Consider the following 25,043-nt stretch of genomic DNA (forward strand, 5'->3'; position numbering starts at 1 on the left):
TTATTCCAGTCAGTCTTAAGCATGGAGGTAATACATATGTTCACAATGCAGGATGTCAATGAAACAAACCGCATGATTGAAGAAAACAAACTGGATATCCGGACAATTACGATGGGAATCAGCTTACGCGACTGCGGTAATCCGGACATTAAAGTTCTTTGCAAAAATATTTATGATAAAGTAACCCGTACAGCTGAGAAATTGGTTAAGACCGGGGAGGATATTGAGGCCGAGTACGGTATTCCCATCATCAATAAACGCATTTCGGTGACTCCCATTGCGATTGCTGCTGAGAGCTGCCGTGCCAACAGCTATGTCGAAGTAGCGCAGGCGCTGGACGCGGCGGCCAAAGAGGTTGGCGTAAACTTTATCGGCGGTTTCTCGGCCTTGGTGGAGAAAGGCTACACCAACGGAGACCGTGTTCTGATTCGTTCTATTCCGGAAGCTTTGGCCATCACCGAACGGGTGTGTTCCTCAGTCAACCTGGGTTCGACCAAAGCCGGTATTAATATGGATTGCGTCCGGGAAATGGGCGAGATAATCAAACTTACTGCTGAACGTACCAAAGACCGGGATGCATTAGGCTGTGCCAAGCTGGTGGTTTTTGCCAATGTTCCCGAAGACAACCCCTTTATGGCTGGTGCTTTCCACGGTGTGGGCGAACCTGAAACCACCATTCACGTGGGGGTTAGTGGTCCCGGTGTTGTCAAACGGGCTCTGGAAGACGTCCGGGGACGGGATTTCAGTACTGTGGCTGAGACTGTAAAACGTACAGCCTTTAAAATTACCCGCGTGGGGCAGCTTGTTGCCCAGGAAGCTTCGCGCAGGCTGGGATACCCCTTTGGCATTATTGATTTATCCTTGGCGCCGACACCGGCCGTGGGTGACAGTGTAGCCCACATTCTTGAGGAGATGGGGCTGGAAAGCTGCGGCGCTCCCGGCACAACGGCTGCGCTGGCTCTCCTGAATGATGCCGTTAAGAAAGGCGGCCTAATGGCTTCTTCCCATGTTGGCGGTCTTAGCGGCGCATTTATTCCCGTCAGCGAGGATGCCGGCATGATTGCTGCCGTTGAACGCGGCAGCCTGACGCTGGAAAAGCTGGAAGCCATGACTTGCGTATGTTCGGTTGGTCTTGATATGATTGCCGTACCGGGAGATACTTCGGCGGCTACCATCTCGGCCATTATTGCCGATGAAGCGGCTATCGGCATGATTAACAACAAAACAACGGCTGTCCGCATTATCCCGGTACCGGGTAAAGCCGTTGGCGACAGCGTTGAATTTGGCGGGTTATTGGGCTATAGCCCGATCATTGCCGTCAGCAAATTCCGCTCAGATGACTTTATTGCCAGGGGCGGGCGGATTCCGGCGCCAATCCGCAGCCTGACCAACTAAAAAAGGAATCACAAAGGCGAGATTGCCACGCTACGCTCGCAATGCCAAAGGGGATATGCCTCAGATTAGGGCTATCTTCGCTGGTCATTGCGAGCGGTAGTGAAGCAATCTCGCCTTTTTCATGCACCTGCTCAGGGAAAAATCTATCCTTATCCGGTTCAAACCCGTATTAGGTACCCGCCAATAGATTTAAAATGTCTGGTTGGCTTCGCGATGCCTGGTTATGGCGGCAAGTCTGTCTTCGGTTGCTTGGACCGAGGTCCATAATTCTTTAAATTGAGCCGAATTTTTAAAACTGGCGCTCCACTGGTAAGAACCGTCAGGCGTATAGCAGGCAAACATGACAGGCTTGTGCAAATTTACCGGCATAATGCCTTCGTCATCAGTGAGCAAGGCATATATGCCCTCCGGCGAAAGTTCAATACCCAGTACAATCAGATTGTCGTCAATTTCAGTTTCCTCAAAACCCAGGGCTGCATAATAATCTAAAACAGATTCACTCATTGGATCATCTCCTAAGTTTATTTTTAGCTGTTGTTACCAGTTTTAGAGGTAATCAAGCCATTGCTGTGGAATAAAGCCATGATAAAAAATAAAACAGGGCATAATGTAACGGGGTGATTTACAATGGAACAATTGATAGATTTGTCAGCTGCTGTTAACCAACTCAAAGAGCTTGTCCTTCACGTCGGTGAACTGCAGAAAGAAAATTTGGGGCGAGTCAACTTGGCGATTGACGTTAAATCAACAGCAATTGATCTTGTCACCGAAGTGGATAAGCAATCCGAGCAAAAGATTATTGCATTTATAAAGCAATATTATCCCGAGCACGGTATATTGGCGGAAGAGTCCGGACAGGCGGCGTCTGATTCCGATTACCTGTGGACGATAGATCCGCTCGATGGTACAACCAATTATGCACAGGGGCTGCCCGTCTTTTCCATATCGATTGCTCTGAGTTATCGCGGCGAGACTGTCCTCGGCGTTGTCTATGCGCCGGTACTGAATGAATTCTATTATGCGATAAAAGGGCAGGGGGCCTATCTGAATGATAAGCCAATTCAGGTCTCTGCCAAAAATCAGCTTATTGACAGTGTATTGGCAACGGGTTTCCCTTATGACGTCGCCAGCCATCAGGTCAATAATGTTGACTCTTTCAATAAATTATTGCTGAAAACACGGGCCATTAGACGGTTTGGTTCAGCCGCTTACGACCTGGCCGGTGTTGCCTGCGGCCGGTTTGACGGTTACTGGGAGCTTAACCTGTCACCGTGGGATGTGGCTGCCGGGATTCTATTGGTGGAGGAAGCCGGCGGCAGAGTAATTCCCTACCGCAGTGACCGGAAAATCTCAATTATAGCAGGGAACAACGGTATTGTTTCCCGGATTGAGCATGAACTAAAAAGCGAATTAATGTAAACGCTGGAGGCTAAATGTAATCGATATGACTAATAATTTTACGCAAACTGGACTAATCAAACCCCTAATAGACGGACTGGCCAAAGCTGAGATTGCATCGCCGACTGCTATCCAGACCGAGGTAATACCGGCAGTACTGGCAGGTAAGGATATTATCGGTCAATCACCTACCGGGACGGGTAAGACACTGGCTTATTTACTGCCGCTTTTCCAGAAGCTTGATATTGACAAACGCGAAATCCAGGCCTGTATTCTCGCGCCAACGCATGAACTGGCCATTCAGATACAGCGGCAGATTGAATTATTAGCACAGAGTTCGGGCCTGCCGGTGACGGGTGCGCCTATTATCGGGGATGTTAACATAGCCCGGCAAATAGAAAAGCTGAAAGCAAAACCGCATATCATTACCGGATCAAGCGGACGGATTCTGGAACTTATCCAGAAAAAGAAGATAAACTCCCAGACGGTTAAAACCATTATTCTTGACGAAGCTGACAGATTGCTTGATGACAAAAATATCGACAGTATCAAAGCCGTTCTCAAGACTACCCAGAAGGACCGGCAGCTGCTGGCTTTCTCCGCAACAATATCACCTATGGCTTTGGAAAGGGCGCAAGCGCTTATGAATGCGCCGCAACTGGTAACGGTGAGCGCTACAGCGGAGGCCGCCCCTGATATTGAGCATTTGTACTTTGCCGCCGATCAGCGGGATAAATTTGAAGTATTGCGCAAAGTGGTGCACAGCGCCAAGATTGCTCAGGCGCTGGTATTTATCAATAAAAGCGATGACGTCGAACTTACTGTTGACAAGCTTAATTATCATGGCCTGACCGCCGCCGGAATTCATGGCAGTTTTAATAAAGAGGATAGAAAAACAGCTCTGGAGGGCTTTAGAAAAGGCCGGCTGCGGCTGCTGGTTGCTTCTGATCTGGCTGCCAGGGGGCTTGATATACCGGGAATTGGCTTTGTCTTTAATTTAGATTTGCCTGAAGACCCCCAAATATATTTGCACCGCGCCGGCCGAACCGGACGGGCCGGTAACAGCGGTGTGGTAATTTCCTTTGTTTCACCGCGGGAAACTCCGCTAATTCCTAAATATGAGAAGGTTCTGCAGATAACAATGCTGCCTAAACAAATTGTCCGCGGCAAGATTTTTGATAAAAAAGCAGGACCTAAACCGGGACCGGTTATCCGTAAGTAATTTTCCCCAGTATTAAACGGTACTGGATCTGCCGGTACCGTTTAATACTGTACTTAGGTTATTCCACATCTGTATTAATATTCCTCTTCAAGTATATGGCTGGCAGTTGTACAAGGAATTATGGTAGAATATAAAAATATGGGCAGAGGTATTGAACTGGAATAAATAAAATGCTACTGACTGTAGTTGTTATAATGCTATTGGCCGTATGCGAGATTTAAGAGCGGTGCCCGGACCACCAAGGAGGAGTTAGTATGACTGTTGATGAAGCCCTTACTTTATGGCAGAACAAGGAAGCTATGATTATTGATATACGCACAAAAGAAGAGTACCAGGAAGGTCATATTCCGGACGCGCCCTTTATTCCTGTCGGCGAACTGGAGAGTTATTTGAGTGAATTGCCGGAAAGTGAAAAAGTACTGCTGATCTGCAGCAGCGGCAACCGCAGCGGCAGGACAACCGGCCTGTTAAGAAGCAAAGGTTTTGAAAATGTAGATAATATTGACGGCGGTATGCTGGCTTGGCGGGGGCCGGTGGTCAAGTGAGGTTATTTATTGCAGAAAAACCAAGTATGGCTGCCGAAATTGCCAAATGCCTGCCAGGACCGGCAAGTCGTAAAGACGGCTATATAAATACCGGCGGCGGCGTAATTACCTGGGGTTATGGTCATATACTGCGGCAGGCCGAACCTGACGAGTATGACCCCAAGTATGAAAGGTGGCGGGCGGAAGATCTGCCGATTATTCCGCGGGAATGGAAGCTGTTAGTGGCCGACTCCTGTAAAAAGCAGTTTGAAATTGTGAAAAACCTGATTGATCAGGCAACCGAAATTGTTCATGCCGGTGACCCGGATCGCGAAGGACAGCTCTTAATTGACGAGGTGCTTGACTATGTGGATAACCAAAAGCCGGTACGAAGAATACTCCTGAATGCGCTTGATGAGCAAAGTATCAAGAAAGCTATTGTCAATCTGCGCGACAATCAGGATTTTTTTAATCTAAAGCAATCTGCGTTAGCCAGATCACGGGCCGATTGGTTAATTGGCATGAATTTATCCCGCGCCTTTACGCTGGCGGCCCAGCGAGCCGGTCACAGAACCACCCTGCCGGTCGGCAGGGTGAAAACGCCCACCCTGGCGCTGGTAGTACGACGGGAACGGGAGATAGAAAACTTCAAGCCGGCCGATTATTTTACTGTTAAAGCCGATTTTCAGCATTCAGATACTGTGTTCACTGCTTACTGGAAACCCCGTGAAGATCAGCCGGGACTTGATCCGGAAGGCCGCCTGGCAGATAAGGCCATTGCCAAGGCTTTGCTGGAAATGCTGGAAGGCGCCGCTCAGCCGGCGGCAGTTACCTTATGTGAGACAAGCGAGAAAAAGGAACCGCAGCGCTTGCCGCCGGCGCTCTCAACCCTGCAGGTTATGGCGGGTAAAAAATTTGGCTATGACCCGCAAGTGGTACTGGATACAGCACAGAAACTTTATGAAAGAAAATTGACTACATATCCGCGGTCTGACTGCGAATTTCTGCCTGAATCCCAGCATGAGGACGCAGCCAGAATACTCGGCAATTTAAGCGGTCTGGCCCATGGTGAACTAGCCGGCTGGTCCGGTAAAGCCGACAGCCTGACCCGCAGCCGGGCCTGGAATGATAAAAAAATTACAGCTCACCATGCCATTATTCCCACAGTGGAACGCTGCAATTACGCCGCTTTGAGTGAAACCGAGCGAAACATCTATTTTCTGATTGCGCAGGCCTACATTGCCCAGTTTTATCCGGTGCACGTGTATGACCAGACCAAGGCGGAGCTGGAACACGCCGGTGAACGGTTTACCGCCAATGGCCGCATTATTAAGGAACTGGGCTGGAAAGAAGTGTACGGGGCTGACGCCGAGGAAAAGAAAGAGGACGACAGTACTACATTGCCGGCTATGACCAAAGGGGACAGCGCAGAATTTATCAGGGCGTCGGCCGATAAAAAGTCGACAAAAGCGCCAGGCCGGTTTACGGCCGCTACGTTATTGGCGGCTATGAAAGAAATCCACAAATATGTCAAAAATCCTGACTTGAAAAAACAGCTTAAAGATGTGGCCGGTATTGGCACCGAGGCTACCAGGGCCACGATCATTAAAGAACTGATTGAACGCGGCTTTTTACGGGAAGAAACCAAGAAAAAATATCTTAAACCGACTGAACCGGCCTACCTCTTAGTGGATATGCTGCCTGAAGAGATTACCTATCCGGATTTTACCGCTCTGTGGGAAGACATCCTGCAGCAAATGGCGGATGGCAGTGCCAACCTGGACACCTTTCTGGGGCAGCAGGCGCGTTTTGCCGCCAGCCTGTGTTACAAAGCCAAGGGCGCCAATATTCCGCTAAAAGGCGAGCATCACTGCCCGCGGTGCCGCAAAGGCGTACTGCAGCTAAGAAACGGCAAGCACGGTAAGTTCTGGGGCTGTTCGCGCTACCCCTCCTGCCGGGCTTCTTACGATGATAAAAATGATAAGCCGGATATACCGGTAAGACAAACGGAAGGGCAAGGCTGATTACGCCTTGCCCCTGGTTGTTTTACGCCGGCCGTTAAGTGCTTTGCTGCCTGAAGATGTTCCGGCAGTTTTAGGTTTGCGCCGGCTTCGCAGGTTATTGCCGCCATGGCTGATCATTTTCTTATCGTCCGTCTTTTTATCGGTTACCGGCCGCTCAGTTACTTTTTTTCCAGCAGCCGTATCAGCTTTTTTGGCATTCTTAATTACTTTTTGGCCATTGGCTTTATATTTCTCAATCGAAGATTTGATGCCCTGTTCAATCATCCGCAGGTACATATGCTCACCCGGAATAATAAAAGTAACGGCCGTTCCGGTTTGACCGGCCCGGCCGGTGCGGCCGATGCGATGGATATAGCTTTCCGGATCATGGGGAATGTCGTAACTGAAAACATGGGTTACGCCTTCAATATCAAGGCCCCTGGCGGCAATGTCCGTAGCTACAAGGATTTGCAGCTTGGCTTCACTAAACCGCCGCATAACCTGGCTGCGTTTGGCCTGCGACAAATCGCCATGCAATTCATCTGCTTTGTACCCGCGTTGGATAAGCGCGGTATTGACGGTTTTTGCCCGCTCTTTTGTATGACAAAAGACAATGGCCAGGTACGGCTGGTATTCGTCAATCATGCTGCAGAGCTTGTCCAGCTTACTCTCTTCCGGCAGCTCAACCATAATTTGTTTGATTTCGTCCAGCGTTATATTTTCCGTCTGGATACGGATATCAGCCGGTTTGTTCATATACCGGGCGGCCAGTCCCTTAATCTTGGGCGGCATGGTGGCTGAGAACAGCATGACCTGCCGTTTGGCCGAGGTCAATTCAATCAGTTCTGTAACCTCTTCTAAAAAGCCCATATGCAGCATTTGGTCGGCCTCGTCCAGCACCAGTTTGGAAACTCCGTTAAGCACCAGCGTTTTGCGGCGGACATGGTCCAGCAAACGGCCCGGCGTGCCGACAACAATCTGCGGCTGGCCTTTTAATTTGCGGATTTGGTCGTCCAGGTCTTTGCCGCCATGCACAGATAATACGTTAATGCCGATGATATTGGCCAGTTTAGTGGCCTCGGCCGTGATCTGCAGGGCAAGTTCCCGGGTTGGGGTGATAATTAGAGCCTGGACATGGGAAGCGGCTGGTTTTAGTTTCTCCAAAATGGGCAATAAAAAGGCAAGGGTCTTGCCCGTACCTGTTTGCGCCTGCGCAATTATGTCTTTGCCTGCCATAAGCGCCGGGATTGCCTGAATTTGTACCGGTGTGGGCCGGGTAATACCCGTTTCCTTTAAAAATTGCGTCAGCTCAGGGCGGATGCCTAAGGCTGAAAAGTTTGTCGACATAAAGAACCCCTTTCTTTTCCTGTAATGAATTTCTTTTAGTATAAGGGCAACAGCAAATTTAAGCTTTCGCCAAAGATCCGGCAAGCTGTGTTATCTTTATATTATGCCGTTAATTCAGTTTGCGCAAGCCGGGTAGATCATATCCCAACTAAGATGTAAGAGTGTGATGTTAGCTTCCGCTCTCGCCCGAAGAATCGGGAGGAAGCCGTGCTGTTCTTTATTGAATTTCCCTATCATAGCTATGCGTGAGCAAAAATATAATATACTACTTATTTCCAAAAAAGTAAAGAGTATTTCTTCATAAAATTATGTATTTGTGTTAGAATGAAGGAAATTGACAAAAAGGAATGGACTATGAATTTATTATCGATAGAGAATTTAGCGAAAAGTTATGGTGAGCGGGTACTATTCAGCAATGTTACCTTTGGCATTGACGAAGGCGATAAAATTGGCTTGATTGGTGTAAACGGCACAGGAAAATCCACATTTTTAAAAGTGATTGCGGGTGTGGAGGCTGCCGACACCGGTAAAATAACGGCAGGCGGCAGCGTTATCGTTGAGTATTTGCCGCAAAACCCTGAATTCGATGACCAAGCAACTGTGCTGGAGCAGGTATTTAAAGGCCATTCTCCGCTGATGAAAGTGATAAGAGATTATGAGCAGGCTTTAGCTGATGCAGAGAAAAAAACGGCAGACGCAGACTGTCAGCAAAGGATCATTCGCCTGAGTCAGCAAATGGATGCGCAGAATGCCTGGCAGCTTGAGAGTGACGCTAAAATAATTCTTACTAGATTAGGGATTACCGACTTTACCGCCATTGTCAGCACCTTATCTGGCGGGCAGCGCAAACGGGTGGCCCTGGCCAGCGCTCTCATTAATCCTGCAGACCTCTTAATTCTGGATGAGCCTACGAATCATATTGATAATGATACCGTAGCCTGGCTGGAAGAGTATCTTGCCAGACGCAAGGGCGCCCTCTTAATGATTACCCATGACCGGTATTTTCTTGACCGGGTTACCAACCGGATTATTGAACTGGATAAAGGTAAGTTATATACATATACCGGCAACTACAGCAGCTTTCTGGAACTAAAAGCCGAACGCGAGGAGCAGGCCGAGTCCAGCGAGCGTAAGCGGCAGAATATCCTGCGCAACGAACTGGCCTGGATAAGGCGGGGAGCACAGGCGCGCAGCACCAAGCAAAAGGCCAGAATTGAAAGATTTGAAGAGTTAAGTGCTCAAACGCCGGAGCTCGGTCAGGGACAAATTGAGATTGCGGCCGGAGCAACCCGCTTAGGGCGTAAAATAATCGAGATGGAGCATCTCCGCAAGGCCTATGAAGGCAAAATCCTAATTAACGATTTCAGTTATATTATTCTTAGAAATGACCGCCTTGGCATTATTGGGCCCAATGGCAGCGGCAAATCCACTTTGCTGAATATGATTGCCGGCCGGCTGACGCCGGATCAGGGGCGGCTAGAAGTTGGCCAGACAGTCAAGATCGGCTACTTCTCACAGGAAAGCAGCGAGATGAATCAGGAACTCAGAGTCATTGAATATATTAAGGAAGAAGCTCATTTTTTACCAACAGCAGATGGCGGTACTATCAGTGCGGCTCAACTGCTGGAACGTTTCCTGTTTCCCCCTCATCTTCAGTGGACACCCATTGTGAAATTATCCGGCGGGGAAAAACGCCGCCTGTTTTTATTACGGGTGCTCATGAGCGCGCCCAATGTGCTGCTTTTGGACGAGCCAACGAATGATCTTGATATTCAGACCCTGAGTATTCTCGAAGATTATCTGGAAGACTTTCCGGGGGCTGTTATTGTAGTATCCCATGACCGGTATTTCCTGGACAGGCTTGTTGATAAGATCTTTGCTTTCGAGGGACAGGGGAGCGTCAAGCAATATCCCGGTAATTACACGGATTATCAGCATCGAATCGGTGTGCAGGCGGCAGAAACAGTGATGGCCGCTAAAACCAGGAACACAGCGGAGAAAAAGCCGCCGGCGCAGGAGAGGCCCAAAGAGCGTCCGCGCAAATTGTCCTTTAAGGAGCAACGGGAGTTTGAACAGATTGAGGACGTTATTGCCGGGGTGGAACAGGAACTGGCTCAGATTGCTGCCGCTATTAACACGGCAGGCAGTAATTTTGAATTGCTGCAGGAGCTTACGGTAAGGCAGCAGGAACTTACCGGCCGGCTTGATGAACTGCTGAATCGCTGGACATATCTTAATGAACTGGTGGAAGAGTTGAGTAACTGATTAAAGGGGCTAGTTTGACAGGCTATGAACATACAGATATTTGGCACAAAGAAATGTCAGGATACCCGTAAGGCCGAGCGGTATTTCAAAGAACGCAAGATACCGTTTCAGTTTATTGATCTTGCCGTGCGGGGCTTAAGCAAGGGCGAACTAGATAAAGTCAGGGCCGCCGTCGGCGGACTGGAGAATCTGATTGATAAGGCAGGCAAGGAATACGCTAAACGTAATCTTAAATTTCTGGTGCATAATGTGGAAGCAGAATTGCTGGAGCACCCTTTACTCTTTAAGACGCCGATTGTGCGTAACGGACCTAAGGCGACAGTAGGGTATTGCCCTGAAATATGGGGCAGCTGGAGTTAATTTTAAAAACAGGAGAATAAAAATACATGCTTGAAACAGCGCGTAAAGTGCTAAAAAAATACTATGGCTATGATGAATTCCGGCCAGGACAGGCTAAGGTTATTACCAGCCTGCTTGGCGGCAAAGATACTTTAGCCATTATGCCGACCGGAGCCGGTAAGTCGCTGTGCTTCCAGGTTCCGGCGATGCTGCTGCCTGGTGTTACTGTGGTGGTTTCGCCGCTTATCTCACTCATGAAAGATCAGGTGGATGCGTTAACCGAACAGGGAATACCGGCGACCTTTATTAACAGTTCGCTGACCGGAGCCGAAGCCGGCAGGCGGCTCCACAACCTGCGCGCCGGCCGTTATAAACTGGTGTACGTAGCGCCGGAACGCCTGACTGCTGACTGGTTTCAAGCTGTAATCGGGGAACTGGATATCAGTATGCTGGCTGTTGATGAGGCTCACTGTGTTTCGCAATGGGGCCACGATTTCAGGCCAAGCTACCGCAATGTCAGCTCGTTTATTGACGGTTTGCCCAACAGGCCGGTTATTGGCGCGTTTACAGCCACGGCCACGCCGGAGGTTAAGCGGGATATTGAGAACCTGTTGGCATTACGCTGGCCGCAGGTACATATCACCGGCTTTGACCGCCCCAATCTGTCTTTTGCCGTTTTACGCGGCGAAAACAAACAACAGTTTATTTTGCAATATATTAAAGCCAATGCGAGGCAATCAGGCATTATCTATGCCGCTACCCGTAAAGAGGTCGATAATTTGTATGAACTGCTCCGAAAGAAAGGCTATGCGGCCGGGCGGTATCACGCCGGACTGGGTGATGAGGAGCGCATGCAGCAGCAGGAACAGTTTCTCTATGACGATATCAGGGTGATGGTAGCAACCAATGCTTTTGGGATGGGCATTGATAAATCCAATGTGCGGTATGTTGTTCATTACAATATGCCAAAAAATATGGAATCATACTACCAGGAAGCCGGACGCAGCGGGCGGGACGGTGAACCTGGCGAATGCATTCTTTTGTACGGACCGCAGGACCCGTTACTGCAGCGGTTCCTGATAGATAAGTCGGTTGAGCATCCGGAACGTAAGCAGCATGAACTGAAAAAACTGCAGGAAATGGTAGATTATTGTCATACGCCGGATTGTCTCAGGCAGTATATTTTAAACTATTTCGGCGAATTCACCGCCGGTCCGGGTTGCGGGCATTGCGGCAACTGTATGGCAGATGGTGAGCAGGTAGACATTACGGTAGACGCGCAGAAGGTTTTTTCTTGCATTTACCGGCTGAAGGAACGCTTTGGCATCTCAACGATTGCCGATGTGCTGAAAGGCTCAAAAAATAAAAAAATCCAGCAGTTTGGCTTTGATCAGTTGCCGACTTACGGTCTGATGGCTGGACGGACACTAGCGGATATAAAAACACTTGTGCAGCGGCTTGTCGCTACCGGTTATCTGCGGTTGACCGAAAGCGAATATCCAGTAGTAAAACTCGAACCGCAGGCATTGCCTGTATTGAAAAATCAGGCTCAGGTTTGGCAAAAGGTATTTACCGAACGTCAGCCTGTAGTCGATGACTCGCTGTTTGAACTGCTGCGCCAGTGCCGTAAACGGATTTCCGAACGGGAAGGAGTGCCGCCGTTTGTAGTATTTGCTGATACAACCTTAAGGGAAATGAGTCAGCAGCGTCCGGCAGACATGGCTGACCTGAGACAGATCAAGGGGATTGGCGAGCTTAAACTTAAGAAGTACGGCGGTGAATTCCTGGCGGTTATAACCGGCTATCTGGCAGAAAATAATATTGCCGCAACAAGTACTGTTGCGCCCGCAGCCACTGTGGAAAGTACTAAAAAAACCGCCAGCAAACAAAAGAGCCAGCCCGAAAGCGAGCCCAGCCATATCATTACGCTGGCGATGTTTCGGCAAGGCAGCGGGCTTGAGGATATTGCCAAAGTCCGGGATTTAACCGTAAATACCGTACAAAATCATCTGGTTCGCTGCGCCGGGGAAGGGCACGCAGTTGACTGGGACAGGCTTATACCCGGTCAATATGAACAATTGATCATTGCCAAAATAAAAGAAATCGGCGGTCAACAGTTGAAGCCGCTGAAGGATGTTCTGCCTGAAGCTGTTAGTTATGCGGCTATTAAGGCTGTACTGTGCAAACATTTTCCTTATGGCGGCGGTCAATAGTTGTGGGCTGGACCATTCGGAAAATTATATTATCAAACAATAGTAAAAGAATCATGAGGACAATCAATACCGATTGACCAGGAGAAGCATATATGAATAAGAAAGCAGTGGAATGGTTGTATCGCGAGTTACCTGGACTTGTAGACAAGGGAATTATTCCGGCTGAAAGTGCTGAACGGCTAAAACAACATTACGGACCCGTGGAAGATAATACCGGAACAAAAACTTTTTTACTGGTATTTGGCCTTATTGGCGCTCTCCTGATTGGTCTGGGTATTGTTCTGATTCTGGCGCATAATTGGGAGCAATTGTCTAAATTAAGCCGTTTGATCATTGCGGTTGGTTTATTGGTTGCGGCTCAAGCGCTGGCCGGAGGTGTGCTGTGGTTCAAACGGGATAGTTTGGTCTGGCTTGAATCAGCCGCGACTATACTCATGCTAATGATTGGCGCTTCTATGGCTTTAGTCGGGCAAACATACCATCTGGTGGAGGATACGGATTCTTTTCTGCTCACCTGGATGCTGGTGTCACTGCCGCTTGTATACCTGATGAATTCGGCCAGCGTGGCCGTACTGTATACTATGGGCGTAACAGCCTGGGCTGTTGGCGGCTCTTATGATATAAGCAAACAGTACATTTGGCTTTTGCTCGGTATGCTTTTACCTTATTATTGGCGTATGCTGCGTGAGCGCCGTTACGCCAACAGTACTGTTATAGTATCCTGGACTGTAAGCATCTGCTTTTATTTTTCTTTTGGGGCGGCCTTTACCAACTATTTGGATCATCTGGGTCTTGTCATATACTGTGCGCTATTTACTATTCATTATCTTGCAGGAGTTTTGTGGTTTAACCAGGCTGAGCAAAACTGGCGCATGCCGTTCAAAATAGTGGGTCTGGCAGGCAGTACAGGATTGCTTTTTATTCTAACCTTCCAGGATATATGGCGGCATTTGATATTTAGCAGGAACTCACTGCCAATTGCGGCATTTGTGCTATTAGCTGCGCTGCTGGCGCTGGTTATTGGCGGTAATGTATTGTCCGTAAGAAGGAACCTGAAAGTTTTGCACTATACCTTAATTCCCTGTGCCGCTGCTGTGGCATATGTGGTTCAGGTTTTTGACAATAGCGGCCTGGGGGCAACTGCCATTATGAATGCCTATGTTCTTTGGCTGAGTATCAGCATTATTATTGCCGGGATTCATAAGCACCGGCTCGGGATTGTGAATACAGGCATGCTGCTGTTGGCGGCGCTGATAGTTGCCCGCTTCTTTGATGTGGAGTTAAGCTTTGTTGTCCGCGGTGTGGCCTTTGTTCTGGTAGGGATTGGATTTATAGCGGCCAATGTGGTGCTGGTACGGCGCAAGGCGGGGTGGGAAAATGAAAAGTAGAAAAATTTTGCTTGGTTTATTTATCAGTGTCGCCATTATCCAGGCAACTGTTCCTATATACATGGCATGGCATTGGGAAAACATCCTGCGTACCGGTCAGAGATTCCTGTGGCAAACAGCGCCAATTGATCCCTACGATGCGTTCAAAGGACGCTATGTTGAACTTAGATTTAAAGAAACCAGCGGTCCGGTCAGCGATTCGGCCGGTCTGCCAGTTGGACAGACAGTCTACGCGATTGTAGCCGAGAATGCGGAAGGCAAGGCCTACATCAAAGAAGTAAGCGCCCAAAAACCTGAAACGGGAACTTATATAAAAGTCAAAGCTTATACCGACAGTCAGAATAAGGCGCATGTTGTATTGCCATTTTCACGTTACTATTTACCTGAAGAACTGGCGCCTGCCGCTGAGTCAGCCTACAGAGAACATGGCGGCAAAAACGGTGTTGCCGCCATCCGGATTAAAGACGGCTATGGTGTGGTGGAACAATTATATATTGGCGAGAGACCCCTGCGTGAATTTTTACGGCAGGTTCCGCCGGAGTCATAGGAGCCAGGCATGTTTTATACCTATATTGTTGAGTGTGCCGACGGCACCTTTTATACAGGCTGGACAACAAATCTTATAACCAGGGTAGCCGCACATAACAAAGGTACCGGCGCTCGCTACACGCGCAGCCGCTTACCGGTTACCCTGATATACTATGAACTTTGTCCCAGCGAGAGCCAGGCCAGAAAGCGGGAATATGCGATAAAGCAGCTCAGCCGGAAGGCCAAGGAGGCGTTGATCGCCGCTTTCCAAGAAGAAGTCTTAACCGGATCGGCTCGATAGTGCTAAAGAAAAAGTGTAAGGAGTAAACTAATGGACGGAACACAGAGAAAAAATATTACGCCCGGCATTAAAGTGAAAATCGTGCAAAAGCCCCACCAAAGGACAGGGCAATTGACCGAAGGGACAGTAAAAGATATTTTGACAAGCAGCCCGGTACATCATCGTGGCATTAAAGTCCGGCTTACAGATGGGACGGTTGGACGGGTGCAGGAAATTATCGGCTCGTAAGGAGGCGGCTTTATAATTCCAGAACGCAACCCACACCGCGAATATTCTTAATGAGGCTACCATATACACCTAGTTTATGACGTAGGCGATAGATTAACAGATTGATCTCGTCAAGACCAACAGTAGGTATTTCACCGCCAGAAATATTACGTTCCGGCCATACGTTGCAGCGTATTTTGTCATGGTATACGGTCTGGTTGGAATTGGCGTATAGCAGTAGTAACAATTGCCATTCCTTTGGGGAGAGAGGAATCTTTGTATTATTAACTAGACATTGCCTTCTGGCAATGTCTAGTTTAATTTTTTTCTGACAGGGAGAAAGCTGGGGGAAATCGAAGGCTGTATGACTTAGATCCAGTGTTTCATCATTAAGCTCCTGCCGTATTGCCAGCCGCAGTACGGCGGCGCCCTGGGCCAGAATTATCCTGTCATTGGCATTAAGTTCAATTGGCTGACCCGCAACGGCTTGCTGTTTATTGATGAGCGTGCCATGTTTGCTGTTTAAGTCTGTTAAGGTAATACTGGTTTCATTAACGCTGAGTAAACAGTGTTTGCGCGAAATGAACTTGCTTTCAAAGATAATGTCAGGTTTCTCGGTATGGCTGACACGGCCAAGGACTATCTGCCGTTTGGAAACTTCGATTCTGGCGCCCTCTTCATAAGGAAGTCCTTTCTCTATGATAAACTGAGTAACCATTACAGCTCCTTTCCAAATAAAAAGTCACCGCTTGTGGGCCGGTGACTTTCTAACATTAAAGTAGTCCTAAATCCTTCAGAATTAATTTGGTTATCTCTCTGGCTTTGCCGCCATCGGCCGCCTGATTGTTTACAATATTTGTTGCAAAATAGTATTTATGGCCGTCTTTTTCAAGAGAACCCACAAACCAGCCTAGTATATATTGTCCGTCCTGATAGCCTGAACCTGTTTTTCCTGAAAAGGTCAGATTGTTGTCTGCAGACAGCACAATTATTTTCCGGACTATAGCCATATTTTCGGCAGTGAAAGGCAGGGTACCGTTATAGAGCTGCTTCAGCAACTCCACTTGCTCTTTGGCTGATATTGTCAGACTGGATCTGAGCCAAAAGTGATCAATACCGCCGCTGATATCCTGATTGCCGTAATGCAGCTGATCGATAAAGTACTGCATTTTTTCAACGCCCACTCTTCTGGCCAACTCCTGGTAATACCACACAACCGAGTTGCTCATGGCCGATGATAAAGTTTGGTCACGGTTCCAGGCCGGAAAAGGGTATTGTGTCCCGTCCCATTTAATGAGAGTAAACACATCCTCTTTATCCACGACGCCGCTTTCCAGAGCGATAAGCGAGTTATAGATTTTAAAGGTGGAGCAGGGGCTAAGCCGGGCGTTACTTTGCTGCTCATTATAGATAGTATATTGATCGTTAATTTCGTCATATAAAACAAAGGTTCCTTCATAGCCGGTGAAAAATTTGCCTAGATCTTCGCGGATAATTGTGTTGCCGGCGAAAGCGTTCGTCAGGCAGTTTAAAGACAACAGGAGAGCAAGGACACCGGTCAGCAGAAGTCTCTTCATGTATATATCATCACCCCTCAACAATGCTGCCCTGGCCAGGAGCGCTGTAATTATTGTAACATTTGTAAGGGGAGCATAAAATAGCGGAATAATTATAAAACGCTTACAATAATGAAGCAGCGCTAGATTGTCCGGTTTTCAATACGGGCGATTTCCCGTAAAGATTGCATAAGTCGGGCAAAGCGTTCAGGTTTAATGGACTGTTGTCCATCGCATTTTGCGTTACTGGGGTCTTGATGGACTTCAATGATTACTCCATCGGCGCCTACCGCGACAGCTGCCTTGGACAGGGCTTCCACCATCCACCATAAGCCGGCGGCATGACTGGGATCGACAATAACCGGTAAGTGGCTTAGCTTTTTAATGGCCAATACGGCACTAAGGTCAAGGGTGTTGCGGGTATATGTTTCAAATGTCCGGATGCCGCGTTCGCACAAGATTACATTCTCGTTACCGCCGGCCAGAATGTATTCCGCCGACATTAAAAGCTCCTCAATAGTGGCGCTGAGTCCTCTTTTCAATAGTATAGGTTTGTTAAGCTGGCCAGCTGTTTTAAGCAAGTCAAAATTTTGCATATTGCGGGCCCCGATTTGGATTACATCAATATCTTCATGATGCTCTTCCAATTGTTTGACTGACATAATTTCGGTGACAATCGGCAGTCCGGTTGCCGCTCTGGCCTGCTTTAACAACTCAAGGCCTTCCTGCTGCATACCTTGGAAACTGTAGGGTGAGGAACGGGGTTTGAAGGCTCCGCCGCGCAGGAAACCGGCTCCGGCTGACTTTACTTCCTGCGCAATAGTAATAATTTGTTCGCGGCTTTCCACAGAACACGGTCCGGCAATGATGGCTAACTGATTGCCGCCGATGGTTTGGGTGCCAACAGTAACAACAGTGTTTTCCGGATGAAAGGTCCGATTGGCTTTTTTATAAGGCTCCTGAACAGACAGCACCTTTTCCACATAAGGCTTGCTTAAAAGGTAATCCCGGTCGAGCTTGCCGGTATCGCCGACAATCCCCAAAATGGTCTGAAACTGGCCATAGGTCGGCCAGACACTGCAGCCATAGTTTTCGAGCTCTTGTTTTAGTTTTTCGATTTGTTCCGGTGTAGCCGAAGAATTTAATACAATGACCATAATGTATACCCCCTGAATTTTGTTTTAAATAAAAAAACCTAAGGCTCAATGAGCCTTAGGTTTGCTGTCATAGCACGACATGTTCTCTTGTTAAGGACTCACAGACAGTGGTGTTATTAAATTGTTGCATGTAAACAAGCCTGCGCCAAAAAAGCTGGCCCAAGCAAAAAAGAAAAAGTATTGTTTTGTATATAAATTAATAGCATTTATCATCATAACGACCACCTATTATGTCCGGCGATTTTAATATCCTGTAACTTATTATAGCAGAGAATCGGGGAGTGTCAAGTTGAGTTTTAAAAACAGTTAAAAACCAACCGGAGTGTAAAGTTTGTCCTGCAGCGCAGTATGACTGTGTGAAAAGAGGAGTCGATATGAAAAGACTTAACAAGAAAAATAAACTGGAATAAAATTGACATTGACTGTTGGTTGCCTATATACTTTTAAGTATTAATCTTTACCCAACACCTTCTTGTAAATCTTTATTGGATACTATATAGACAACTTGTTCCGGGAATGGGGGATAATATTATGTACAAAGATTTTCGCAGTGATACGGTTACTCAGCCGACACAGGATATGCGGCAGGCTATGCTTGAAGCCGAGGTAGGGGATGACATCCTGGGAGAAGATCCGACTGTCCGTAAACTTGAAACAATGAGTGCCGCTATGTTTGGTAAAGAAGCGGCCATGCTGACGGTTTCCGGTACCATGGCCAATCAAATTGCTATTATGGCCTTAACGCAGCTTGGTGACGAGGTGATTGTGGGCGAGGACACGCACATCTACAATTTGGAGGTTGGGGCCTTAGCGGCTCTGTCCTGTGTGCAGGCGCGTCCTATTGCAAGCACTCAGGGGCAATTTGCAGTTAATGATGTGAAAAAAGCTATCCGACCGAAGGGCGTTCAATCGCCTGTAAGCCGGGTCTTATGCCTGGAGAACACCTATGATTTAAACCGGGGATATCCGTTATCGCCCGAGTATCAGGCCGAAATGGCCGGAATTGCCCGCGATCATGGCATGTCCGTATATCTTGACGGGGCCAGGATTTTTAACGCTGCAGAAGCTTTGCAGGTCGATCTGCCGCAACTGGCAAAACATGCAGACGCATTACAGTTCTGCCTGACGAAAGGCTTGGCTGCTCCCTTTGGGTCCATGCTGCTTGGCAGCAAGGAATTTGTTGAAAAAGCCAAATGGATAAAACAGCGGATTGGCGGCGGCATGCGTCAGGCCGGTCATATGGCGGCTGCCGGAATTGTTGCGCTAACGACTATGCGGCAGCGATTGCGGGAAGACCACGAGAATGCCCTGCGGCTGGCAAGAGGTTTGGCAGCTGTCGATGAACGTCTGGTGGATGTGAACCTGGTCAAAACCAATGTCGTCCAGATCAACTTTGAACCGGCCGGGAAAGATGCAGTTTCTGTTACTGAAGCATTGCTCAAAGAACATATAAAAATAAAACTTATCGGTCCCTATGCCTGCCGCATGATTACTCACTGGGGAATCACCCCGGAGGATGTGGATTGTGCAGTAGCGGCGATTGCAAAGGCCTTAAAATAATTATTGACTGCCATCATCCGGGTAATTCATGGATGATGGCTTTTTTCTTATAAAATAGATTTAGCCGCCCGCCTGTGCCCGTAGGGGTATAAACCCCACTTGTGGAAGTGGGCGTCTTAGAGCCGGTTAGTCGTCGGAAAATATAAAAGACCTTGGAAGCCCTGATCGGGTTTTCCAAGGTCTTAGGTCGCTGTCGTTTCGCATTGAATGCAACTTGTCACATGATTATTTTCATGAATGGGGCAGGAACACGGGGCGCTGGTATTATTTCGGTTCGTGTGCCGTACCGCAATGCTTGCATTCCAGAATAATTCGACTAAACCTGTTATACCATTATTGTTCAGTGGGGTACAGTGTCGCAAGCTAAGCATAATCATGCGTGGAAGCCCCTTTCCGATGGTATAGAGGTATTAGTTTAACTTGTTGGCTTAGTGGGAATACGTATCGGCCGACTTGGGATCAGATACCGGATTTAAGGTCAAAGTCTGTTTCATTTTTTTTACATCCAGTTCATTTTCCCATTTGGAGACAACAATAGTGGCAATGCCGTTACCGATCAGGTTAGTGATGGCCCGCCCGAGGGACATAAACCTATCGATGCCAAAAATTAAGGCCAGGCCTGCCACCGGAATGCCGGGAATGACAGATAAAGTGGCTGCCAGGACTATGAAACCGCTGCCTGTTACACCGGAGGCTCCTTTAGAGGTTAGCAGCAGGACTGCAAGGATAGTAAGCTGATGCATCAGGGTAAGCTCGGTATTAGTCGCCTGGGCTACAAAGATGGCGGCCATTGTTAAATAAATTGATGTACCGTCCAGATTGAAAGAGTAACCTGTCGGCACGACCAAACCGACTATTGATTTGGCGCAGCCCAGTTTTTCCAGTTTCTCCATCAGACGCGGCAATACACTTTCCGACGAGGAAGTACCCAGTACAATTAAAAGCTCTTCTTTAATATAGGCGAGAAACTTAAAAATACTGATATGAGCCCATCTGGCTATTGAGCCAAGAATTACTAAAATGAAGAAGGCGCAGGTTGCGTAGAAACAGCCCAGTAATTTGGCAAGCGGACCCAGTGAGGCAATCCCGTACTTGCCGATGGTAAAGGCCATAGCCCCAAAGACGCCGATAGGGGCAACCTTCATAATAATATCAACGATGACAAATAAACTATGCGAGATGTCGCTTATCAGGCCAAAGACAGCCTCGCCTTTCTTCCCCATAGCCAGTAATGCCCAGCCAAACAGAACGGAAAATAGGAGAACCTGGAGAATATCCCCTTTGGCAAAAGCATCAACAACACTGTTCGGGATAATGTTCATGAAGAAATCAACTGAACTTTGCGCTTTGGCTGCCGTGGTATACGCTGCGATGGCTTTGGTATCAAGTTTGCTGACATCGACATTCATGCCAGCTCCCGGCTGCAGCCAATTTACCAGGAATAAGCCAATAATCAGTGCAAAAGTTGTGACCACTTCAAAATAGATTAACGCTTTGGCGCCAACCCGGCCAACCTTCTTAATGTCGTCCATACCGGCGATCCCGGTGACGATGGTGCAGAAAATTATCGGGGCAATGATCATTTTAATGAGTTTAATAAAACCGTCGCCCAATGGTTTCATGTTTTCTCCTACGGCAGGAAACAGGTGTCCCAGCCCTACACCCAGGATAATGGCGAGAAAAACTTGTGTGTGCAGGGACTTGAAAAAAGATGCCTTCATGTTGATACTCCCTTTCGTCGATATTAAGTTTGAACTGAAAATGTAATACTTAGATGATCACGACCTTTCCATAATTTGAAATTGTAAGTTTTGTGTATTTAGCCACAGGGCATCAATACCCAATAAAGAGAAAATACCACAAAAAAAGGAAGATGAAAATAACAATTGCTGAAATTGACAAAAATATATTGAATTCAATATCCATTATCCGGTAGCCGGGTAAATGTTTTTATGTACTGGAGTTGCTGAGCTAAATAGGGTACAATATGTACATGATCAGATTATAAATTGGAGGCTCCGGGTGTGCGAATCACAAAAGCTGTCAAACAACAAATGCTCGAACTTTTGGAACAACATTATCAACATACAACGACTGCGCTACAGTATTCTACACCGTTTGAACTGTTAATTGCCGTAATTCTGTCGGCGCAGTGTACCGATGTCCGGGTAAATATCATCACAACACGCATGTTTCCCCAATATAACACACCGGACAGAATTCTGGAGCTTGGTCAGGCAGGTTTGGAGGAAGAAATAAGGGATTGCGGCCTTTTTCGCAGCAAAGCCAAAAATATAATTGCCACTTGCCAAATTTTGTGCCATGAATATAGCGGCCAGGTACCAGACACCTTTGAAGAGCTGATAAAACTGCCGGGTGTAGGCCGTAAAACGGCGAATGTATTGTTAAGCCAGCTGTTTGGCATTCCGGCGATCGCTGTTGATACCCATGTATTTCGTGTAGCAAACCGGCTTAAGCTGGCAACCGGCGACACACCGCTCGCTGTTGAGCAGGGACTTATGCGCGCTATCCCCCGGGATAAATGGGGAGATGCCCATCATTGGCTCATATGGCATGGGCGTAAGATATGCAAAGCGGCCAGTCCGGCCTGTACCATCTGTCCCTTACAACTGTTGTGTCCAAGCAGTAAGGTTAAAAGTAATTAATGTTGTATAAATATTATATTTGTTGTATAATAATGCAGGGGATTGGGGGATGAGCTATGATTTATCGTAAGGCTAAATTCAGTGATGTCGAAGACATCCTTAAATTAATTAATGATTATGCCGACCAGGGACTGATGCTGGCGCGGGCCCGCAACACCCTGTATGAAGGTTTGCGGGAATTTATCCTGGCGGAAGAAGAGGGAAAAGTTGTTGGTATTGCCGCTTTACATCTCGTGTGGGATGAACTGGGCGAGATTCGGGCGCTGGCTGTGCACCCCAGCAAGACTAAACTGGGAATTGGCCGGCAAATTGTTGAAATGCTAACCGAGGAAGCTAGGGAGCTGGGGGTTAAAACTCTGTTTGCTTTAACCTATCAGCCCGGATTTTTTGCTAAGCTTAATTTCAAGGAGGTACCTAAGGAAAGCGTGCCTCATAAAATGTGGAAAGAATGTATCAATTGCCCCAAGTTTCCTAACTGTGATGAAATCGCAATGGTGAAAGAACTGTAACAGCAGAGTTGCGCCGTTCCCAGGCTTAAAGGCGCAGGTAGTTTTACTCCAAATATATTTTCGTATAAAAAAATCGTCCGTAGCAGAAGCTGCGGACGATTTTGTCGCTAGTAAGAAAATTACAGTGTAATGCTCTGACCAGGGGTCAAGATATGTACAGGTATGTGAAAGGCTTCCACTTTGGCTTTGAATACCTCAGGCGACTGCTCAATTACCGGCCAGGTATTATAGTGCATAGGAATGACAGTGCCTGGCTTAAGCATTTTGGCAGCTTCTGCAGCATCATCCGGTCCCATGGTATAGTTATCGCCAATTGGTAATAAGGCATAATCAATTTTCTCCAGACGGCCTAAAAGCTCCATATCGCCAAATAGTGCGGTGTCACCTGCGAAATAAACTGTCTTGCCATAGAAATTGACAATGAAACCGGCCGCATGGCCGCCGGGAACGCCCGCGCCGTGATAAGCCGGCGTTAGCCGCACATAGCCGAAATCAAAGGTTCGTTTTCCTCCCAGATGCATACTTATGTTGACGCAATTCTGTTCTCCCACCAAGCCTGCCAACTCGGCGGTTGCTATGACTGTTGCGCCGGTGCGCTTGGCGATCGCTACAGTATCGCCAAGGTGATCCCCGTGCCCGTGGCTGACAAGGATGTAGTTGCATTCAACTTCGTCAGCCTTGGCAGTTGCCAGGGGATTGCCGGTTAAAAACGGGTCAAACAGCAAAGTGGCAGTGCCGTTAGTCAGAGAAAAACATGCATGGCCATAAAAGGTTAAAGTAGTCATAGTGATACACCTCCAAAAAGAATCAATTGAATTTAATATAGTATTTTTCCGATTAACCATAAAAAAATCCTGCCTGGTCAGGAAAAAAGTAAAGTATAATGATTTGCCAGGAAGGTTAATCGGTAAAAATGGAGAATTTTTAAAAATATCAATCATTTCTACCGGCAAAAGGGGCGACTGAAAATGATCCCGATATTATCTGTAGTAGGACGTTCAAATAGCGGCAAAACCACATATCTGGAGAAACTAATTACCGAGCTTAAAAAGCGTGGTTATAAAATAGCGGTAATAAAACACCATCACAGCGATTTTGAATTTGATAGGCCGGGAAAAGATACCTGGCGGCACGCGCAGGCCGGAGCCGAGGTCGTTTATCTGGCATCCCCGCATAAAGTGGCTATGATTAGAAAGACTGACCAGGAACTGCCTCTTGACCAGATTGTTAGCAGCATTGACAATGTAGATATAATAATTACAGAAGGCTATAAAGCGGAAAACAAACCCAAGATAGAAGTGTTTCGCCAGGCGGCAGGGCATTTGCCGCTTGGTTCTAAGCCTGAGCTTTTAGCGGTGGTGGCAGATACCGCGCTTTATGAAGGTGTGCCTCACTATGCGCTTGATGATGTAGCCGCTATGGCAGATTTTTTAGAACATAAAGTGCTAAATAACGCTAATTTAAAGGACTGATTATTTATGCATGACGGACATAACCGGCAAATAAACTATCTGCGGGTTTCGGTAACTGACCTATGCAATTTTCGCTGTGTTTATTGTATGCCCGAACAAGGCGTGAAATTGTTAAAGCATGATGAAATTCTCTCCTACGAAGAATTTCTGCGGGTAATTAGTATTGTCGGCCAACAGGGAGTAAGCCGGGTCCGGCTTACCGGCGGCGAACCGCTGGTCCGGCGTGGTATTGTGGAATTTATTCGCAATATTGCCGGATTAAAGCTGATAACTGATCTGTCTATGACAACAAATGGCAGTTTATTGGCCGGAATGGCTGTCCAACTCAAAGAGGCGGGTTTAACCAGAGTAAATATTAGTTTAGATACAATTAACCCAAAACAATTTTGCAGCATTACCCGAGGCGGCAATCTTAACGATACGCTCCAAGGGATTGAAGCCGCTTTGCAGGCAGGGTTAACACCTGTCAAGCTTAATGTTGTGCTTACTAATATAGTAACTGAGCAAGATATTGCCTATTTCGTCGATTTGGTACATCGCGAGCCGGTTTCGGTTCGCTTTATTGAATATATGCCGATAGGTGAAAATCAGGTCGGCCGTGGGCCAAGTATCGATGAGATTAAAACAACAATTAACTCTTTCGGCCGGGGAAGTCTGAAGCCTACACTTGATATTCGCGGTAATGGACCGGCTAAATACTTCTATTTGCCGCAGGCTAAAGGATCATTCGGGTTTATAACGCCAATTTCCGAGCACTTCTGTAGCGTTTGCAACCGTATCCGTCTGACTGCCGATGGCAAGTTTAAGCCCTGTTTATTATCCAACCAGGAGATTGATATTAAGGCGGCACTTAGGAGCGGTGCAACCGATGACGAGATTGCCCGATTGTTTTACAATACAATTGCGGAAAAACCTCAGGGACATACATTGGCAAGTTCTGACAGCCAAACAACATTTTTTCGCAAAATGTCGCAAATTGGCGGATGACTTTTT

Annotated in this window: 24 protein-coding genes; 17 read left to right on the forward strand and 7 right to left on the reverse strand. The window is 47.4% G+C overall.

Translation table 11 applies throughout. The features are described from left to right. The first annotated feature begins 36 nt into the window (after positions 1 to 36). Complete coding sequence (locus SATMO3_RS14650) at positions 37 to 1,395, forward strand: PFL family protein (RefSeq protein WP_371381496.1); 1,359 nt, start codon at positions 37 to 39, stop codon at positions 1,393 to 1,395. A 189-nt stretch (positions 1,396 to 1,584) separates the two neighbouring features. Here SATMO3_RS14650 and SATMO3_RS14655 read toward each other — a convergent pair whose 3' ends face one another. Beyond that, the gene (locus tag SATMO3_RS14655) at positions 1,585 to 1,899 is read right to left on the reverse strand and encodes a hypothetical protein (protein WP_371381497.1); all 315 of its coding nucleotides are present in this window, start codon (positions 1,897 to 1,899) and stop codon (positions 1,585 to 1,587) included. Between the two features lie 123 nt (positions 1,900 to 2,022). Here SATMO3_RS14655 and SATMO3_RS14660 point away from each other — a divergent pair, with 123 nt between their 5' ends. The 4 genes from SATMO3_RS14660 to SATMO3_RS14675 all read left to right on the forward strand — a co-directional run bounded on the left by SATMO3_RS14660 (position 2,023) and on the right by SATMO3_RS14675 (position 6,563). Further along, complete coding sequence (locus SATMO3_RS14660; RefSeq protein WP_371381499.1) at positions 2,023 to 2,814, forward strand: inositol monophosphatase family protein; 792 nt, start codon at positions 2,023 to 2,025, stop codon at positions 2,812 to 2,814. Positions 2,815 to 2,839: 25 nt separating this feature from the next. Continuing rightward, entirely contained in the window at positions 2,840 to 4,015 is a 1,176-nt protein-coding gene (locus SATMO3_RS14665) for a DEAD/DEAH box helicase (protein WP_371381500.1), read from the forward strand. A gap of 254 nt (positions 4,016 to 4,269) precedes the next feature. After that, positions 4,270 to 4,560 carry a rhodanese-like domain-containing protein gene (locus tag SATMO3_RS14670; protein ID WP_371381502.1) on the forward strand — a complete coding sequence of 97 codons (291 nt, stop codon included), beginning with the start codon at positions 4,270 to 4,272 and terminating at the stop codon, positions 4,558 to 4,560. Beyond that, positions 4,557 to 6,563 carry a DNA topoisomerase III gene (locus SATMO3_RS14675; RefSeq protein WP_371381503.1) on the forward strand — a complete coding sequence of 669 codons (2,007 nt, stop codon included), beginning with the start codon at positions 4,557 to 4,559 and terminating at the stop codon, positions 6,561 to 6,563. Before SATMO3_RS14670 ends, SATMO3_RS14675 begins: the two co-directional genes overlap by 4 nt. Here the strand turns inward: SATMO3_RS14675 and SATMO3_RS14680 are convergent, their stop codons facing one another. Continuing rightward, a complete protein-coding gene (locus SATMO3_RS14680; protein WP_371381505.1) occupies positions 6,564 to 7,889 on the reverse strand; it encodes a DEAD/DEAH box helicase in 1,326 nt (441 codons plus the stop codon). It abuts the gene before it with no gap. Positions 7,890 to 8,243: 354 nt separating this feature from the next. Here SATMO3_RS14680 and SATMO3_RS14685 point away from each other — a divergent pair, with 354 nt between their 5' ends. From SATMO3_RS14685 to SATMO3_RS14715, 7 genes are all read left to right on the forward strand, one after another. Further along, positions 8,244 to 10,154, forward strand: a complete 1,911-nt coding sequence (locus tag SATMO3_RS14685) for an ABC-F family ATP-binding cassette domain-containing protein (protein WP_371381506.1) — start codon at positions 8,244 to 8,246, stop codon at positions 10,152 to 10,154. A 24-nt stretch (positions 10,155 to 10,178) separates the two neighbouring features. Next, entirely contained in the window at positions 10,179 to 10,514 is a 336-nt protein-coding gene (locus tag SATMO3_RS14690; protein ID WP_371381508.1) for an arsenate reductase family protein, read from the forward strand. A gap of 26 nt (positions 10,515 to 10,540) precedes the next feature. After that, positions 10,541 to 12,706 carry a DNA helicase RecQ gene (gene recQ / locus SATMO3_RS14695; RefSeq protein ID WP_371381509.1) on the forward strand — a complete coding sequence of 722 codons (2,166 nt, stop codon included), beginning with the start codon at positions 10,541 to 10,543 and terminating at the stop codon, positions 12,704 to 12,706. Between the two features lie 92 nt (positions 12,707 to 12,798). Continuing rightward, entirely contained in the window at positions 12,799 to 14,094 is a 1,296-nt protein-coding gene (locus SATMO3_RS14700; protein ID WP_371381511.1) for a DUF2157 domain-containing protein, read from the forward strand. Further along, positions 14,084 to 14,641: a GDYXXLXY domain-containing protein gene (locus tag SATMO3_RS14705; protein WP_371381512.1), complete on the forward strand. Its 558-nt coding sequence runs from the start codon at positions 14,084 to 14,086 to the stop codon at positions 14,639 to 14,641. Before SATMO3_RS14700 ends, SATMO3_RS14705 begins: the two co-directional genes overlap by 11 nt. Before the next feature lie 9 nt (positions 14,642 to 14,650). After that, positions 14,651 to 14,923, forward strand: coding sequence for a GIY-YIG nuclease family protein (locus tag SATMO3_RS14710; protein WP_371381513.1), 273 nt, complete (start codon positions 14,651 to 14,653; stop codon positions 14,921 to 14,923). 30 nt (positions 14,924 to 14,953) lie between these two features. Next, a complete protein-coding gene (locus SATMO3_RS14715) occupies positions 14,954 to 15,151 on the forward strand; it encodes a YwbE family protein (protein ID WP_371381515.1) in 198 nt (65 codons plus the stop codon). A 10-nt stretch (positions 15,152 to 15,161) separates the two neighbouring features. Here the strand turns inward: SATMO3_RS14715 and SATMO3_RS14720 are convergent, their stop codons facing one another. From SATMO3_RS14720 to aroF, 3 genes are all read right to left on the reverse strand, one after another. After that, a complete protein-coding gene (locus SATMO3_RS14720; RefSeq protein WP_371381516.1) occupies positions 15,162 to 15,848 on the reverse strand; it encodes an FHA domain-containing protein in 687 nt (228 codons plus the stop codon). 55 nt (positions 15,849 to 15,903) lie between these two features. Continuing rightward, a complete protein-coding gene (blaOXA, locus tag SATMO3_RS14725; RefSeq protein ID WP_371381518.1) occupies positions 15,904 to 16,707 on the reverse strand; it encodes a class D beta-lactamase in 804 nt (267 codons plus the stop codon). Positions 16,708 to 16,829: 122 nt separating this feature from the next. Further along, entirely contained in the window at positions 16,830 to 17,843 is a 1,014-nt protein-coding gene (gene aroF, locus SATMO3_RS14730; protein ID WP_371381519.1) for a 3-deoxy-7-phosphoheptulonate synthase, read from the reverse strand. Between the two features lie 531 nt (positions 17,844 to 18,374). Between aroF and SATMO3_RS14735 the strand changes: the two genes are divergently transcribed. Continuing rightward, entirely contained in the window at positions 18,375 to 19,403 is a 1,029-nt protein-coding gene (locus SATMO3_RS14735) for a low specificity L-threonine aldolase (RefSeq protein WP_371381520.1), read from the forward strand. Positions 19,404 to 19,831: 428 nt separating this feature from the next. On the opposite strand, the gene SATMO3_RS14740 is transcribed toward SATMO3_RS14735, so the two are convergent. Then, entirely contained in the window at positions 19,832 to 21,124 is a 1,293-nt protein-coding gene (locus tag SATMO3_RS14740; protein WP_371381521.1) for a dicarboxylate/amino acid:cation symporter, read from the reverse strand. Between the two features lie 303 nt (positions 21,125 to 21,427). Between SATMO3_RS14740 and nth the strand changes: the two genes are divergently transcribed. Both nth and SATMO3_RS14750 read left to right on the forward strand, forming a co-directional pair. Beyond that, a complete protein-coding gene (nth, locus tag SATMO3_RS14745) occupies positions 21,428 to 22,069 on the forward strand; it encodes an endonuclease III (protein ID WP_371381522.1) in 642 nt (213 codons plus the stop codon). 56 nt (positions 22,070 to 22,125) lie between these two features. Then, positions 22,126 to 22,578, forward strand: coding sequence for an N-acetyltransferase (locus SATMO3_RS14750; protein ID WP_371381524.1), 453 nt, complete (start codon positions 22,126 to 22,128; stop codon positions 22,576 to 22,578). Between the two features lie 119 nt (positions 22,579 to 22,697). Here SATMO3_RS14750 and SATMO3_RS14755 read toward each other — a convergent pair whose 3' ends face one another. Continuing rightward, on the reverse strand, positions 22,698 to 23,363 hold the full coding sequence (locus SATMO3_RS14755) for a metal-dependent hydrolase (RefSeq protein ID WP_371381526.1): 666 nt from the start codon (positions 23,361 to 23,363) through the stop codon (positions 22,698 to 22,700). A gap of 183 nt (positions 23,364 to 23,546) precedes the next feature. Between SATMO3_RS14755 and mobB the strand changes: the two genes are divergently transcribed. Continuing rightward, complete coding sequence (mobB, locus tag SATMO3_RS14760) at positions 23,547 to 24,050, forward strand: molybdopterin-guanine dinucleotide biosynthesis protein B (protein WP_371381528.1); 504 nt, start codon at positions 23,547 to 23,549, stop codon at positions 24,048 to 24,050. A gap of 6 nt (positions 24,051 to 24,056) precedes the next feature. Further along, positions 24,057 to 25,037, forward strand: coding sequence for a GTP 3',8-cyclase MoaA (gene moaA / locus SATMO3_RS14765; RefSeq protein ID WP_371381530.1), 981 nt, complete (start codon positions 24,057 to 24,059; stop codon positions 25,035 to 25,037). The last annotated feature ends 6 nt before the right edge of the window (positions 25,038 to 25,043 follow it).

Source organism: Sporomusa aerivorans (assembly GCF_041428895.1).
Lineage (GTDB): Bacteria > Bacillota > Negativicutes > Sporomusales > Sporomusaceae > Sporomusa > Sporomusa aerivorans.

What these genes read in the sequence shown, in the direction of transcription:
- SATMO3_RS14720 (WP_371381516.1), bottom strand. Translation starts at nt 15,848, where the DNA reads ATGGTTACTCAGTTTATCATAGAGAAAGGACTTCCTTATGAAGAGGGC.
- SATMO3_RS14665 (WP_371381500.1), top strand. Translation starts at nt 2,840, where the DNA reads ATGACTAATAATTTTACGCAAACTGGACTAATCAAACCCCTAATAGAC.
- moaA (WP_371381530.1), top strand. Translation starts at nt 24,057, where the DNA reads ATGCATGACGGACATAACCGGCAAATAAACTATCTGCGGGTTTCGGTA.
- recQ (WP_371381509.1), top strand. Translation starts at nt 10,541, where the DNA reads ATGCTTGAAACAGCGCGTAAAGTGCTAAAAAAATACTATGGCTATGAT.
- SATMO3_RS14670 (WP_371381502.1), top strand. Translation starts at nt 4,270, where the DNA reads ATGACTGTTGATGAAGCCCTTACTTTATGGCAGAACAAGGAAGCTATG.
- SATMO3_RS14655 (WP_371381497.1), bottom strand. Translation starts at nt 1,899, where the DNA reads ATGAGTGAATCTGTTTTAGATTATTATGCAGCCCTGGGTTTTGAGGAA.
- SATMO3_RS14710 (WP_371381513.1), top strand. Translation starts at nt 14,651, where the DNA reads ATGTTTTATACCTATATTGTTGAGTGTGCCGACGGCACCTTTTATACA.
- SATMO3_RS14705 (WP_371381512.1), top strand. Translation starts at nt 14,084, where the DNA reads ATGAAAAGTAGAAAAATTTTGCTTGGTTTATTTATCAGTGTCGCCATT.
- SATMO3_RS14650 (WP_371381496.1), top strand. Translation starts at nt 37, where the DNA reads ATGTTCACAATGCAGGATGTCAATGAAACAAACCGCATGATTGAAGAA.
- mobB (WP_371381528.1), top strand. Translation starts at nt 23,547, where the DNA reads ATGATCCCGATATTATCTGTAGTAGGACGTTCAAATAGCGGCAAAACC.
- SATMO3_RS14715 (WP_371381515.1), top strand. Translation starts at nt 14,954, where the DNA reads ATGGACGGAACACAGAGAAAAAATATTACGCCCGGCATTAAAGTGAAA.
- SATMO3_RS14690 (WP_371381508.1), top strand. Translation starts at nt 10,179, where the DNA reads ATGAACATACAGATATTTGGCACAAAGAAATGTCAGGATACCCGTAAG.
- SATMO3_RS14660 (WP_371381499.1), top strand. Translation starts at nt 2,023, where the DNA reads ATGGAACAATTGATAGATTTGTCAGCTGCTGTTAACCAACTCAAAGAG.
- aroF (WP_371381519.1), bottom strand. Translation starts at nt 17,843, where the DNA reads ATGGTCATTGTATTAAATTCTTCGGCTACACCGGAACAAATCGAAAAA.
- SATMO3_RS14740 (WP_371381521.1), bottom strand. Translation starts at nt 21,124, where the DNA reads ATGAAGGCATCTTTTTTCAAGTCCCTGCACACACAAGTTTTTCTCGCC.
- SATMO3_RS14680 (WP_371381505.1), bottom strand. Translation starts at nt 7,889, where the DNA reads ATGTCGACAAACTTTTCAGCCTTAGGCATCCGCCCTGAGCTGACGCAA.
- blaOXA (WP_371381518.1), bottom strand. Translation starts at nt 16,707, where the DNA reads ATGAAGAGACTTCTGCTGACCGGTGTCCTTGCTCTCCTGTTGTCTTTA.
- SATMO3_RS14750 (WP_371381524.1), top strand. Translation starts at nt 22,126, where the DNA reads ATGATTTATCGTAAGGCTAAATTCAGTGATGTCGAAGACATCCTTAAA.
- SATMO3_RS14735 (WP_371381520.1), top strand. Translation starts at nt 18,375, where the DNA reads ATGTACAAAGATTTTCGCAGTGATACGGTTACTCAGCCGACACAGGAT.
- SATMO3_RS14685 (WP_371381506.1), top strand. Translation starts at nt 8,244, where the DNA reads ATGAATTTATTATCGATAGAGAATTTAGCGAAAAGTTATGGTGAGCGG.
- SATMO3_RS14755 (WP_371381526.1), bottom strand. Translation starts at nt 23,363, where the DNA reads ATGACTACTTTAACCTTTTATGGCCATGCATGTTTTTCTCTGACTAAC.
- SATMO3_RS14700 (WP_371381511.1), top strand. Translation starts at nt 12,799, where the DNA reads ATGAATAAGAAAGCAGTGGAATGGTTGTATCGCGAGTTACCTGGACTT.